The 14,575-nt window shown below is 57.2% G+C and carries 9 protein-coding genes; all 9 read left to right on the forward strand.

The window, feature by feature from the left end:
- Positions 1–98: 98 nt before the first annotated feature.
- Positions 99–998, forward strand: a complete 900-nt coding sequence (purU, locus tag RB298_RS25145) for a formyltetrahydrofolate deformylase (protein ID WP_090909006.1) — start codon at positions 99–101, stop codon at positions 996–998.
- A 326-nt stretch (positions 999–1,324) separates the two neighbouring features.
- The gene (locus tag RB298_RS25150; protein ID WP_452518131.1) at positions 1,325–3,685 is read left to right on the forward strand and encodes a DUF7408 domain-containing protein; all 2,361 of its coding nucleotides are present in this window, start codon (positions 1,325–1,327) and stop codon (positions 3,683–3,685) included.
- Positions 3,682–4,611, forward strand: a complete 930-nt coding sequence (locus tag RB298_RS25155; protein ID WP_015737216.1) for an ABC transporter ATP-binding protein — start codon at positions 3,682–3,684, stop codon at positions 4,609–4,611. Before RB298_RS25150 ends, RB298_RS25155 begins: the two co-directional genes overlap by 4 nt.
- Complete coding sequence (locus RB298_RS25160) at positions 4,608–5,555, forward strand: ABC transporter permease (protein ID WP_096776481.1); 948 nt, start codon at positions 4,608–4,610, stop codon at positions 5,553–5,555. Before RB298_RS25155 ends, RB298_RS25160 begins: the two co-directional genes overlap by 4 nt.
- Positions 5,556–5,589: 34 nt before the next feature.
- Positions 5,590–7,275 carry a phage tail tape measure protein gene (locus RB298_RS25165; RefSeq protein WP_375122037.1) on the forward strand — a complete coding sequence of 562 codons (1,686 nt, stop codon included), beginning with the start codon at positions 5,590–5,592 and terminating at the stop codon, positions 7,273–7,275.
- A gap of 71 nt (positions 7,276–7,346) precedes the next feature.
- The gene (locus RB298_RS25170; protein ID WP_090909010.1) at positions 7,347–8,336 is read left to right on the forward strand and encodes an AAA family ATPase; all 990 of its coding nucleotides are present in this window, start codon (positions 7,347–7,349) and stop codon (positions 8,334–8,336) included.
- Positions 8,333–9,280: a DUF58 domain-containing protein gene (locus tag RB298_RS25175; protein WP_096776478.1), complete on the forward strand. Its 948-nt coding sequence runs from the start codon at positions 8,333–8,335 to the stop codon at positions 9,278–9,280. The genes RB298_RS25170 and RB298_RS25175 overlap by 4 nt, the downstream gene beginning before the upstream one ends.
- Positions 9,281–9,540: 260 nt before the next feature.
- Positions 9,541–11,547, forward strand: coding sequence for a vWA domain-containing protein (locus RB298_RS25180; protein WP_486049078.1), 2,007 nt, complete (start codon positions 9,541–9,543; stop codon positions 11,545–11,547).
- Positions 11,531–14,551, forward strand: coding sequence for a VWA domain-containing protein (locus RB298_RS25185; RefSeq protein ID WP_486049080.1), 3,021 nt, complete (start codon positions 11,531–11,533; stop codon positions 14,549–14,551). The genes RB298_RS25180 and RB298_RS25185 overlap by 17 nt, the downstream gene beginning before the upstream one ends.
- Positions 14,552–14,575 lie beyond the last annotated feature (24 nt).

A 14,575-nucleotide genomic window follows, 5' to 3' on the forward strand; every position in this document is an offset into this window, starting at 1 on the left:
AGGCATTCTCAAGAAAACGTCCGCATGCTGCGGATTGTTTTTCTTGAGAGATGCCGTTCATGTTCATTGCAGATTTAAAAGGAGGATCACCGAGTCTCATGGAAATTCACATCAAGAAGGATCTGCCGTCTGCGGCAGGTCAGTACCCTAATCGTGCCCGCATGCTGATCTCCTGTCCGGATGGACCGGGAATCGTGGCAGCAGTATCCCAGTTCCTGTACCAGCATGGCGCGAATATCGTTCAGTCTGACCAATATACGATGGACCCGGCCGGCGGCATGTTTTTTATGCGGGTTGAGTTCGATCTGGAGGACTTGAACACGAAGCTTCCCCAGCTGGAGGAATCCTTCCGGGAAGTAGCCGATCAATTCCGCATGGAATGGAATATCTATCATGCCGCCCGCAAGAAACGCCTGGCGATTTTTGTTTCGAAAGAGGATCACTGCCTTGTAGAGTTGTTGTGGCAATGGCAGGCTGGCGACCTGGATGCGGATATCGCATTGGTGGTCAGCAACCATCTGGATATGAAGGAATACGTGGAATCCTTCGGTATCCCGTATCACCACATTCCGGTTACTGCGGATACGAAGCCTCAAGCGGAGCAGCGTCAGTTGGACGTGATCGGCGATGATATCGACGTGATCATCCTTGCGCGTTACATGCAGATTATTTCGCCAACCTTTATCGATCATTACCGGAACCGGATTATCAATATCCACCATTCCTTCCTCCCGGCCTTCGTCGGCGGCAAGCCTTATGCGCAAGCATATAACCGCGGCGTCAAGATTATCGGGGCAACCGCCCACTACGTAACGGAAGAGCTCGATGGCGGACCGATTATCGAGCAGGACGTGCAGCGCGTAAGCCACCGTGACGACGTCAATGAGCTGAAGCGCATCGGACGTACCATCGAACGCGTGGTACTGGCAAGAGCCGTCAAATGGCATGTCGAGGATCGGATTCTGGTCCATAACAATAAAACGGTTGTATTCAGCTAGTCCCGGACATTCCGACGATTCATCATAGAGAGTATAATGGAGCAGCCTGACACTTTAACGCTGCAATGGATTACCCCTTGATCCCGCTCCTCTTCTTGGAGCGGGATTTTATTTTATATTTGACTTAAGCAATAACACGAATTTCTTGCCAAAAGCTGAAAAAATGGTTCCTTGGAGCTTTTTATGGAAGTAAACGTCAAACTTTTTATAAATTCGACTCGTCAATATAGTTGAGCTTGTGAAGAGAGTCTTTACATACATCTTCTAAAACCTATGCATCGTTTGTCTTTGAACAGCAATTTATATTTGGAGAGGGGAATCATCAGTTGTCGTTTTATACAAAGAAAACGTGGATGCTGCTGCCGATGGTGGCGCTGCTGATTGTGGCAACGTTATCTCTGTCGATTCCGGCAGGAAACGTCTACGCCGACGGAGCGAAGATTGGCATTCAATCCGAAATGGGCTACCAAGGCAAAATCAAACATGAGAAATGGAACCCGCTCAAACTCACCCTAACGAGCGACCGGGATATATCCGGCGATGTGGTCGTGCAGATTCAGAACTACAACGGCTTCGGGTATCAGACTTCTTATGTTCAGCAGGTGGACCTGCCGAAGGATACGCCGAAGGAAGTCGTGATCGGCATTCCGGGAGCCGTACTGAATAAAGACAATAACCAAATCCTTTTCTATGAAGGTTCTTATACGAAGGGGAAGCAGGTACCGTTTGCCACAGGCAAAAATTACGTGCAGGCTTCTCCGTATCAAGGCGCGCTCATGGCCGTCTTGTCCGATGATCCGGACACGATGAATTTCATGAACGTCCTGAACGGCAAAGGCAGCAGCGTGAACGTGTTCCCGCTTAAGGACGCAAGCGTTCCTACGGATGCGATGCTGCTGAACGGGCTGGACGTCATCGTAATGAACAATTATGCATCCGATACGCTGTCTGAGCCTCAACAAAAGGCGATTACGGATTGGGTCAATGGCGGCGGCACCCTGGTTCTGGCCGGGGGCGCGGGGTATGCCAAAACGGCGGCGCCGTTTGCCGACATATCGCCGGTCGCTGCGAATGGCACCGCGACCGTGAACTCGCTGGATGAACTGGAGAAGCTTGGCGGGAAACCGCTGAAACTGGATGGGCCATTTACCATTTCTACGGCGAAAGCCGTGGAAGGCGCCCAAATCGGGATTGCCGCGGACGGACAACCTTTGTTTGCCTCGAAGGCTTACGGCCAGGGGAGCGTTCAATATGCCGCGTACGATCTGGCGATGGAGCCGGTAAGCTCTTGGGCAGGCCATCCGGACGCGTGGGCATCGGTACTGCGCAATAACCTGCCGATGATGAATTCGCAGAATGGCATGTATTACAATTCGCTCATGGACAATTTGAATTATGTTCTGGAGTATTTCCCGTCGCTGAAGATGCCTTCCTTCACGCTGCTGCTGTGGATGCTCATTATTTATGCGGTCGTCGTCGCGCCGCTGCTCTACTATATATTGAAGAAGGCGGACAAGCGGGAATGGGCGTGGTTCTTGATTCCGATCATTGCCGTCATCGCGAGCGCCTCCGTCTATGCGGTCGGCTCGTCGGACAAGACGCGCGAGCTCGCGCATACCATCAATCTGATTGAACTAAATGGCCAGGGAGATGCGGTGAAATCGACCGCTTCTGCATTCTTCACGCCTCGAAGCGGGAACTATGCCTTGGAGTTTGGGGAGAATACGTATTTGAAAACGGGGCAGTCCCGGAACTCGTTTGGAGGAACCGCCGAGAACAAAAGTTTTGTCCGGGTAGGGCAGGAGTCCACGACGCTGGAGCTTCGGGACATGTCCCAATGGTCGTTGGCCAAGGTATGGGTGGACCATCAGGGTACGGAGGAGATGGGACGTCTTGCCATGGATTTAAAGCTGGATGCCAAAGGGGGATTAAACGGTAAGATCACCAATGACACCATTAACGATTTAACTGAGGTGGTGCTGGTTGTCGGAGGCAGTGCCTATAAGCTGGGAGATATCAAGAAGGGCGAGGCGGCTGCCATTCCTCAGGATCCGAAACAAATCATCAAATTTACGGGCGGTGACTTGTCCGGGATGCTGTACCCATACTCGCAGAATGATCCGAAACAGCGGGAGCGCGACATTTTGTCCAACTACGGATACTCGAAGGGAATGGTCAACAAGGATGCTTACATTCTGGGATGGAGCAAAGACCATTTGACGAATTATACGCTGAAAGGCGCCGAGGTGGACAGTGATCAGCTCAATTTCTGGATACAGCCGGTGGAAATGGATTGGGGACTGAACGGGGAAATCAACATTCCTTACGGCTTCCTGTCTCCGGAGATATCGCAGGTGAATTCGCCGATGTTCGGGGTTTATCCGCACGGGGTTGAAATGGGACAAGGCAATCTGATCGCCGAATTCCCGCTCATATCCGAAGGCCAAGTGAAGTATTCCGAATTGTCCATCAAAGGCACCAAATTCAACAACAACGTCACGATGGAGATCTGGAACTCGAAGAAGAGCGAATGGGAGCCTGTTACAGACGCGAACAATGTGCATACCATTAACCAGAATCCGGAGCAGTATATCGTGGGGAATCGCATCCGATTCATGATCACCGCCAAGGATCAGACCAACTTTATGATGCCGGAGCTGTCTGTGAAAGGGGAGGCCACTCAATGATCGAGATTAGAAATCTGAGCAAAAGATACGGAGCGTTCCATGCGCTGAAAGATATCAGTCTTCATATCGAAAAAGGGACGGTATTCGGATTTGTCGGTCCGAACGGAGCAGGCAAATCCACGACGATGTCCATATTGGCTACCCTGATGCTTCCTACCTCGGGCGTTGCCAAAGTCGGCGGCTATGACGTGACCCAGCATCCCAAGGAGGTCCGCAAGCGGATCGGTTATATGCCCGATTTCTTCGGCGTGTACGATCAGCTGAAGTCTACAGAATATCTGCATTTCTACGGGGCAAGTTACGGCATCCCGCGCGCCGAGCGGGAGCAGCTTATTCCGCAGCTGCTGGAGCTTGTCAACCTGAGCGACAAGGCGGATACGTACGTTGACAGTCTCTCGCGGGGGATGAAGCAGCGTTTATGCCTGGCCCGGTGCCTGGTGCATGATCCGGAGGTATTGATCCTGGATGAGCCGGCCTCGGGGCTGGATCCGCGGGCGCGGATCGAGATGCGCGAAATATTGAAGGAACTGAAGCTCATGGGCAAGACCATCATCATTTCATCGCATATTTTGCCTGAGCTGGCCGAGATGGTGGATGAGATTGGGGTAATTGAGCACGGCGAGATGGTTGCCCAAGGCAAGGTGGCCGATATTCAGAGCCGTCTTCGCGTGAAAAAAGTCATTCATATCCGCACGCTGGAGCGTGAAGAGGAGCTGGCCGAGAAACTGCGTGACGAACCGTTCGTCACGTCGGTATTAACGGATAACACCGGCGTCCATGTTCATTACGGCGGGGATGACGCGCAGCAAAGCGCCCTGCTTCGGCAGGTGGTTTCCTGGGAAATTCCGATTGTCTCGTTTCAGGAAGCGCAGAGCAATCTGGAGGATGTATTCCTCGAAATTACCAAAGGAGGGCCCCGCGAATGAATTGGAGCAGAAAGCTGATCAATCCGGTCATCGACAAGGAATTCCGGCTGCGGATGCGTTCTACGCGTTCCATGCTGTCGGTGTTGTTTTATGTATTGGCGCTAGGCGCCATAGCCATGGGCTTCATTTATCTCTTCTTATATTTGGGACAGCAGGGGCCTCAGCGATTCGATCCGCAGATGAGCCAGATGATGTTCTATGTCCTGAGTTTTGCGCAGCTTGTCCTTATCGCGTTCATGGCCCCCGCGCTTACGGCGGGCGTCATCAGCAGCGAGCGGGAGAAGCAAACGCTGAGCATGCTGCTGACGACGCAGCAGAGCTCGGCTACGATCGTGCTGAGCAAGCTGGTATCCGCACTCAGCTTCATGACGCTGATCGTGCTGGCTACGCTGCCGATCTACAGCATTGTGTTCCTGTACGGCGGGATTTCGCCGAAGCAGCTCGTTTCCGTGTTTGCCTTTTATTTATTCGTGATGCTGCTGCTCGGTTCGCTCGGTGTGATGTTCTCCACGTTATTCAAAAGAACCATCGTCGCGATTATCGTTACCTACGGGGCCGGGCTGATCATATTCCTTGTTACCGGCCTGCTGTACCTGTTCTTCATGGGAATCGAACAGCGGAATATGTATCAAAGCGGGCAGCCGATCGTACCGGGCAGCTATTCTTGGGTCGGTTATGTGCTGGGCCTGAACCCGGCCGGGGCGATGATGAGTTTGTTCAACCCGTCTTTTTCGGAGGACGCGTTCTTGCTGCGAGGAGGAAGCCTGAACAGCAAAGCCCCGATCGAATTGTGGCTGGAATTTTTCATCGTCTATTCGGTGGTGATCGTTCTTGCCCTGTGGGTTGCCGTACGGAATATCCGTCCTGTCGCAAGGCGCAAACGCAAGGATAAGAACGAAACCCAGCTGCCGAAGGAGCCGGAAACGGCGGGGAACGAAGCGTAACATCATGCAAGGAGTACGGTAAGGAGGGAGAGCAATGGACAACATCATGCGTTTTATCGAAGCCGCAAGACGGCGGCTGCAGCGGTTCCGCGTCATCACGTATGCATTATACGGGCTTATGGCAGGATTGGCCGTGCTGCTGCTGCTCCTGGTCCTTGGGAGATTCGTGCCTATAGCCTGGCTTCCCGTCGCATCCGTGGCCGTTCCCGTGGGGGCGGGGTTCATAGGCTTGTTATGGGGATGGCTGCACCGGGTGCCGATCGAAGAAGCGGCTTCAGCGATGGACCATGTTCCGGACGGAGCGGAGCGAAGCGATATGATGGTGACGGCGCTGTCGTTCAAGGAGGAAGAATCGTTGGCCGCCAAATGGCAGCGCGAGCAGGCGGAGCGTTACGGTGCGCGTTTTGCGGAACGGTTGCCGGAGCGCCTGCCTTCCCCTAACCGAAAAAAACAGCTTCTGATCTGCGGTGCCTCGCTTGCTGCCGTACTCATCCTGGTGTTCGTTCCGAACCCGATGGATAAGAAGGTGGAGGCTGCCAAAGAGGCGCAGAGCTGGATGAAGGAGCAGGCAGCCAAAACCGAACAGCTGGCGGAGGAGCTCCAGAAGGAAACGCTGGATCCTGCCGATCGAAAAAAGCTCCAGGAAAAGCTGGATGCCCTGAAAAAAGCGCTGGAGCAGGAGAAGCATCCTGAGCAAGCGCTGGAGAAGCTGGAAGAAGCCATGAAAGAGCTGGAGAAACTGGCGAAACAGCAGGAGGAAAAAGCGAAGGCGCTGTCGGAGCTGGCTAAGCAAATGCAGCAGGAGAAGGCGCTGTCCCAGGTGGGGAAAAAGCTTGCCGAGGGCATGGCCGATGAGCTGAAGCAGGAAATGAAGAAACTCACCGAGCAGGTGAAGAAGATGTCCCAGGAAGAGAAGAACGAGCTGTCCGATGCTTTGAAAAAGCTGGCTGAGGAAGCTGCCAAGCAGATGGAAGACGGGAAGCTGGAGCAGGAACTCAAAAAAGCGGCCGATGCGCTGAAGGAGGGCAAGCTGCCGAAGGAGCTGGAAGAAGCGCTCCAGCAGCTGGCCGAGGAGCTGGCGAAAGCAGCGCAAGCCAAAGCCGCGTCGGACAGCCAGTCGCAGTCCGCGTCCTCGCTGGCGTCCTCCCTTGCTTCGCAAGGATTGAGCTTGGCCGATCAGATGGCGGCTGCAGGGATGTCGGTATCCGATGCCTGGAGTAACGGCGGCAGTGCCGAGGCCTTGGCTCAGGCCGGCTCCGGTGCAGGCTCGGGCGAACAAGGAGAGGGCTCGGAGGGAGCCCCAGGTGAAGGCGGCTCCGGTGCAGGCCAAGGTCAAGGCTCCGGCACAGGCAGCGGTTCCGGATCGGGAAGCGGCTCGGGCTCAGGAGCAGGCTCCGGCTCGGGCGGCAGCGGCGGATCGGGAAGCGGCACAGGCAGCGGAGCCGGTCTTGGATCAGGCGGCCGTGAGCTCGTGACCATCCCTAGGGACTATAAGGGCAGCGGCAATGTGCAGAACGATTCCGGCGAGATCAAGGGCAGCGGCGGAGATATACAGAAGGGCGGCGTATCGCCGACGGTTCCGGGCATGTCCAGGCCTTATGAGGAAGTGTACCGCGATTATGAGACCGAAGCGCGCAAAACGTTAGACCGCAATCAGCTGCCGGACCAGATGCAAGGGTTGGTTGAGGAATATTTCATACAGATCAATCCGAACCCGTAAGGGATCGAAGAGCCGAGCGCCGAAGCTAGAATGAGAACTTGAACTTTACCAAGAAGATGGAGGTTTCGTCCATGTCGGATATTGCAGTGAGACCACAGGAATGGATGGAGAAAATATCAGGCCTGCGCGAACATATCGGCAAGGTGATTGTCGGACAGCAGGATGTTGTGGAGCAGATGCTTTGGTGTATCTTTGCGGGGGGCCATGCCCTCCTGGAAGGGATTCCGGGTCTCGGCAAAACGATGCTCGTCCGCACCGTGTCGGAGGCGTTGGACCTGTCCTTTTCCCGCATACAGTTTACGCCGGATTTGATGCCGAGCGATATAACGGGCACCAATATCCTGTCGTTCGGGCAGCATGGGGACACCGGGATGACCTTTCAAAAGGGTCCGCTGTTCAGCAGCATCGTGCTGGCCGATGAGATTAACCGCGCCACGCCCAAAACCCAGAGCGCCTTGCTCGAGGCGATGCAGGAGAAGACCGTCACCGTGGGGGGCGTAACCCATCAGCTGCCAAAACCTTTTTTCGTTCTGGCCACGCAAAATCCCTTGGAGAACGAGGGGACGTATCCATTGCCGGAGGCCCAGCTTGACCGCTTTCTGCTGAAGATCGAAGTATCGTATCCCAGCGCGGACGAATTGAAGGAAATCGTAAAGCGGACGACGTCCTCACACGAATTCCAGGTGGAACGGCAAATGACCGGGGACGAGCTGCTGGAAATCCAGCGCGGGGCGAAGGAAGTGTTGGTTGCCGAAGAGATTCTGGATTATGCGGTTCGTCTGCTGATGATGACGCATCCGGAGGAGGCGGCCGCACCGGAGGCTGTACGTAAATACGTCCAGTTCGGTTCCGGACCGCGCGGCATTCAGTCCATCATTTCGGTAAGCAAAGTCCGGGCCTTGTGCAGCGGGCGGATGCATGTATCCACGGGCGATATTCGCGCCGTGGCTTTATCAGCGCTGCGACACCGCTTGTTCCTGAATTTCGAGGGGCAGGCGCTCGGCATTACCACGGACCATGTCATTCGGGAGGTTCTGCAAGCGCTGGAGGCATCCGCGTGAGCGGGGGCGCGCACCTGCTTCCTCCGGAATGGCTTCCCCGTCTGGAGCGCTTGAGCCTGGATGCCAAACGCCGGGTCGCCGGAACGCTGCAGGGAAAGAGGCGATCCCGCCGGCTCGGCTCGTCCCTCGAATTCGCCGATTACCGCGTGTATTCGCCCGGGGATGATGTCCGCAGATTTGACTGGGGCGTCTATTCCCGTACGGGAAAAGCTTTCGTTCGTCAATTCATGGACGAGCAGGAGCTGACCGTGAGCCTATTCGTGGATTGCTCCGCATCGATGGGGGCCGTCATGTCATCGCCTACGGAACCAAGCACCGCCGACCCGGAGGGAACGAAGGGCAGCCCTAAATGGCTGCTAGCGCGTCAACTCGCCGCAAGCATCGGCTACATGGCGTTGTCGTCTTACGACAGGCTGCAGGTTGCCTGTTACAGCCGTTCGATTAACGCCCGTCTTCCGATCATGAGAGGAAAGGGCTCGGCTCATCGCCTGTTTTCGTTCCTGCAAGGGGCAGAAACGGGAGGCGAGGGCAGCTTGGGCGCAGCGCTTGCGGTTCCTGGCGCGCTACCCCGGCAGCCGGGAATGACCTGGGTGTTCTCCGATTTTTGGCTGGAGGGCGGCGAGGAGGAATTGTTCAGGTCGCTTTCCCTTTTGTCCGGTACCGGACAGGAAGTGGTGCTGGTGCATGTATTGTCGCGGGAGGAGCTGGAGCCTAAATTATCCGGCGATCTGCGGCTGGTGGACAGCGAAACGATGAGCGGCAAGGAAGTGGCGCTGACGGGCAAAGTGCTGGATGCTTACAAAGAGGAGCTGGAGCGATACCGGACGATGCTGTCCCGCGTTTGCGCGGAACGGGGCATGTCTTACGTGCTCATTCCGGCGGATATGCCGCTTACGGACGCGATGTTCGGGGTGCTTGCGGGAGCTGGTCTGGTTACTGGATAGAGCGGGACCTCCTATAGAGGTGCTGTCCATGCATCTGCAGCATTCCTCATGCTTTCGGAGGTTTGGCGACAGGAAACAGAGATGATACACAAGCGATTGCTTAACCGGCTTCACCAGGACCTGTCTGCGATCTCAAGAAACGAACAAGTTGAAATCTTGTTCGAAAAATAGGAAGAGATGGATAGGCCTTCATCCGATGCTCGGGGAAAGTACAGGCATGTCTCGTTAGTCAGGGTCCATGGGAGTAAGGAGGGGACACGTTGGGGATTCAATCTTGGCTGAGTCTATGGTTCGGTTTAACGCTGCCGGCCATCGTGCTCATGTATATGTTCAAGCGGAAATATGTGGATACAACCGTTCCCAGCCACTTGCTGTGGGAGCGGGTGCTCCGGAACCTGGAGGCCAACAGGCCGTGGCAGAAGCTGCAGAATCGGCTTCTGCTGTGGCTCCAGCTGCTTGCTGCGGCATTGATGGTCTTCGCACTGATGCAGCCCTTTATGCAGGTGTCCGGCGGAGGCAGCGCCCATGTGGTCATCGTTGCCGATACCTCGGGCAGCATGAGCGCGCAGATGCAGCCGTCCGCTGAAGGCGGAGCCGCAACCAGGCTGGAATGGATGCAGCAACGAATTAAGGAATATGTGAAGGACCGAGGGCGACGGAGCGAGATCACCCTGCTGTCCGTAGGAGCAAGTCCCATGACGCTTGTATCCCATGAAAGCGACCGCGCCGCCATCGATAAGGCCGTGGATGGTTTACGTCCCTATTACGGACAGGCGTCCTACAGGGAAACCTTATCGCTCGCTTCGGCGCTGACGCGGGAAGAGCATGATGCAGAGGTCGTTATTTTTACGGACAGCTACTGGAAGCCGGACACGGCCCCCATAGCGTTTCAGGTTCCGGTTTCCGTTGAGAAGGTGCAGGGCGAGCTCCCGCATAACGTGTCCATTGATCAATTCGGCATTTCACCTAGAGATAATGCGGATTCATCTTATGCGGCGGTCGCCGTCCTCAGCACGAATGCCGAGGCATCTGTATCGGCCGAAGTAAATCTTTACGGAGATGAAGAGCTGCTGACCAGCAGAATGCTTGTATTGGAGCCGGGGAAGAGATTAACCGAATCCTTTACAAATCTGCCTTTTGCTGAAGTGTACCGACTTGAGTTATCTCAGGATGACGGGTATACGGCAGACAATCATTCCTTTGCGTTCGGTTTGGGGCACGGATCTTCGCGCGTCCTGCTGCTGACTTCAGGCAATCTGTTCTTGGAGAAGGCGCTTCAGCTGAGCGGTGCCGAAGTCACCCGGGTAGCTTTGGACGAGTCCAAAGCTAAGACCGCGGAGGACAACGGCAGTGCGGATAAGGAGGCGGGTAAGGGCAGCGCAGCTGCGGATGTGCCGCCCGCGCCCGAAGGCGAATTTGATCTGCTTGTCATCGACGGGAACGTGCCGGAAGGGTTCCGGCAAGGGAAGTGGGCGGATCTGATGGCCAAGACTCCGTTATGGACGATTGGCGGAGAAGGTGACAAAGTCGGCAACCAAGGAGGACGCGCCGTGCTTGCCAAGCATCCGGTGACTGCCTATGTCACCTTGTCCGGGGTCTATTTCGGTACGCTGGTGGATCAGGCCCCTGCTTGGGGGGAACCCGTCATCAAGCTGGGGGATCAACCGATCGTCTATGCGGGAAGCGAAAACGGACGGCCTCGATTATCCTTCAATTTCCTGCTTCAGGATAGCGACCTTCCGTTATCGCCGGAATTTCCGGTCATGGTCAGCAATGCGCTGGAGTGGATGACCTCGGGCAAGGGAAGCGGGCTTGGCCGATATATGGCCGGCGCGCAAGCGGATATCCCGATTGCAGCGGATACGGTAGCGGCCAAATGGATCCCCAAGAGCGGTCTTGCTCTGGCTGACGGCCTCCCTGCTGCGGATGTCCTCCGGAATGAGCAAGGGATATCGCCGGTACAGCTCGTGCCGGATTATCCGGGGCTGTACGCTTTTGAACAGCAGAATGAAGCGGGCGAGAAGCTTAATTATTGGCTTGCTGTAACTGCAGACCCGTACGAGGCGGATTGGAGCAGCGATCAAGGCCCGGCGGTAAGTCAAGCGGCAACGAACGCGGGTGAGCCTGAAGCGGGAGCTGATTCCGGCACATCCGGGAGTAACGAAACGACGAACCGTGCCGGCTCGTTAATGCCATGGCTGGCCGCTTTGGCACTGGCTGTGATCGCGGCAGAATGGGGGGTGTACCAGCGTGGGCGTTCAATTTAGCCAACCATGGCTGTTGCTGCTGCTGATTCCGGCAGGTTTATTTCTCTACTATGCCTACAAATCGGATTTCCGATTAAGCGGTTTTCGCAAAAAACTGGCGTTATTCTTTAGAACCTGCGTCATTCTGTTATTAATCCTTATGATTTCGGGTTTGCATGGCTTTACCGTCCTCAGGGATAAACAGGTCGTGTATCTGGCTGACCGTTCCGACAGCATGGGGGATTCGGCCCGGATCACGAGCTGGATCAACGATTCCCTTGCGGCAAAAGGCGAGAAGGATGGCACCGCCGTTGTTTCTACGGGTCTTGAAGGCGCCGTGGAACGGCGTCTATCCCCTGCGGAGAATGCGGGCGCTTCCTTGAACGCGCTCCTGGAGCAGCGGTTTACCGGGCTGGAATCCGGACTTCAGCTGGCCGGCAGCCTGTTCGAGGGCAAGAGCGATTCCCGAATCGTGTTGATTTCCGACGGGGAGGAGAATGTGGGCAGCATGGCGGCGGCGGGAAGGCTTCTGAAGGATCGGGGGATAGCCGTTGACGTGCTTCCGACTCCGAAGCAGGCCGTCCAGGATGCTGCCGTGGAGGAACTGAAGGTTCCGGACAAGCTGTATCAGGCGGAGTCGTTCTATGTGGAGGTCATGGTTCGCAGCACGTTCAAGACCTCCGGCGAACTGCGCATTTACGAGGATAACCGCGAGATCGGCCGGGAACGCGTGGATGTAACACCAGGCGAGAACCGGTACGCCGTGAAGGGCCTGGCCAAGAACCCGGGACTCCACCGTTACCGTGCCGAAATCTTCATGGACGGGGATGAAGCCTCGGCCAATAATGCGGCATTCGATTTTACCCGGGTGGAAGGTCCGCCGAACGTGCTGATCGTGGAGGGAACTCCGGGCACGTCGGGCAATATCACGGCAGCGCTCGAGTCCGGCATGATCGGCACCGAAGTGATTCCGCCGGAGCTGCTCCCGCTGGAAGCGGCCAAGTATGCCGTGTACGACAGCATCATCTTTAATAACGTTTCCGGCAGCGACGTCGGCGGCAAACAGATGGAGCTGATCGAGCAGGCTGTCCGTAGCTTCGGCATCGGGTTCATGATGGCGGGCGGCGAGGACAGCTTCGGGATGGGCGGATATTTTAAAACCCCGATCGAAAAGGCGCTGCCGGTCTCGATGGAGCTGGAAGGCAAGCGGGAGATTCCATCGCTTGGCCTCATACTGGTCATCGACCGTTCGGGCAGCATGGACGGCAACAAGATCGAATTGGCCAAAGAATCGGCCATGCGCACGGTGGAGCTGATGAGAGCCAAGGACACGGTCGGCGTCGTCGCCTTTGACGATCAGCCGTGGTGGGTCGTACCGCCGCAGAAGCTCGGCGATAAGGAAGAGGTGCTCAGCAGCATCCAGTCGATTCCGAGTGCCGGAGGGACCAACATCTATCCTGCCGTTTCCTCGGCGCTGGAGGAAATGCTGAAGATTGACGCCCAGCGCAGGCATATCATTCTCATGACCGACGGTCAGTCCGCGATGAATTCCGGATATCAGGATCTGACCGATACGATGGTGGAGAACAAAATCACGATGTCTTCCGTGGCGGTCGGGATGGATGCGGACACCAACCTGCTTCAATCCTTGGCGGATGCGGCCAAGGGCCGTTATTATTTCGTTGAGGATGAAACCACGCTGCCGGCGGTATTCAGCCGGGAGGCCGTGATGCTGGCCAAATCCTATATCGTGGATAAACCCTTTGTCCCGGCCGTTCAGAACCCGGGCGATTGGGCGAGTTTGTTCCAGCAGGGCGTTCCGGGGCTGTATGGTTATGTCGCGGCAACGCCGAAGTCTTCCGCCCAGACGGTTCTGTCCAGTCCGGAGCCGGACCCGATCCTGTCGCGATGGCAGTACGGATCCGGCCGGACGGTGGCATGGACGAGCGATTTAAGCGGGAAGTGGTCCAAGGAGTGGGTGTCGTGGTCCGGGTTCGCCGATACGTTGACCGAAATCGTGAAGTGGACGTTCCCGCAGTTTACGTCGTCGCCCTATGAAGTCACTACCGAGACGGCCGGCAACCAGGTAAAGCTGCAGGTCATCGCCAATGGGGAGAATCCGCCGGAGAAACTGAATGCGGTGATCGGGGATGACGAGGCCGGCGAGCAGACGGTGGAGCTCATTCAGGAGGCGCCCGGCCGTTATACCGGGCTCGTCAACGTCTCCAAGCCGGGAGCCTTCCTCATGTCCCTCGAGGACGCGAGCGGGGAAGAGCCGCTGCAAGCTGCGCCGGGCACCGGCTTCGTTGTGCCGTATTCGCCGGAATACCGGCTATCTTCCGGCAGCGGCCAGGAAGCGATGAAACGGCTGGCCGAAGCGACCGGGGGCCGCGTGTTATCCTGGGATGACCCGGCCGAAGTGTTCGACCGGGAGGCGACCTCGCGGATGCAGCTCCATGATTGGAGCTACCCGCTGCTGGCGGCGGCCCTGCTGCTGTGGGTCGCCGACATCGCCGTGCGGCGCCTGGCTCTGCCATGGGGCGCCATCGGCGCACGGATGGCCGCCCTGCTCCGCAGGCGGCCGGCCCCTGCCGGCGAGGCCGCGCCTGACGCCGGCCTCGAGCGGCTGGCGGCGCGCAAAGCCCGCGCCGCCCAGTTCTACGGCGGCAGCTCCGCGCCGCCGCCGCAGGCCCCGCCCGCGCGCGAGCGCAGCGGCGCGGGCCACGGTGCCGGGGGCGGTAGGCCTGCCCCGGCACCCGGCGCAGCTCCGGCAGGGGGCCGCAAGGCCCCGCCGGAGGCGCGGGATACGCAGCGGGCGAATGCCCCGCTGCGGGAGGAGCGGCCGGCGCAGGCGAAGCCGGCCGCAAGCCAGGGCGCGCGCAAGGGAAGCGCGCCCACGCCGCCACCCCCGCCGCCGAAGGCGCAGGGGGACGGCAGCGGCCGGCCCGGGGAGACCGGCCCGGCTCCGGAAGGAGGCTCCTCTATGGATCGCCTCCTCAAAGCCAAAAAACGCGGCACGCGCTGATGTGCCCCGCAAGCTTCGGTCCGG

This window comes from Priestia sp. BR_2 (assembly GCF_041954005.1).
Lineage (GTDB): Bacteria > Bacillota > Bacilli > Paenibacillales > Paenibacillaceae > Paenibacillus_AQ > Paenibacillus_AQ lautus_A.

Coding starts and splice junctions, on each gene's coding strand:
- purU (WP_090909006.1), top strand. CDS start 99: ATGGAAATTCACATCAAGAAGGATCTGCCGTCTGCGGCAGGTCAGTAC.
- RB298_RS25155 (WP_015737216.1), top strand. CDS start 3,682: ATGATCGAGATTAGAAATCTGAGCAAAAGATACGGAGCGTTCCATGCG.
- RB298_RS25160 (WP_096776481.1), top strand. CDS start 4,608: ATGAATTGGAGCAGAAAGCTGATCAATCCGGTCATCGACAAGGAATTC.
- RB298_RS25165 (WP_375122037.1), top strand. CDS start 5,590: ATGGACAACATCATGCGTTTTATCGAAGCCGCAAGACGGCGGCTGCAG.
- RB298_RS25170 (WP_090909010.1), top strand. CDS start 7,347: ATGTCGGATATTGCAGTGAGACCACAGGAATGGATGGAGAAAATATCA.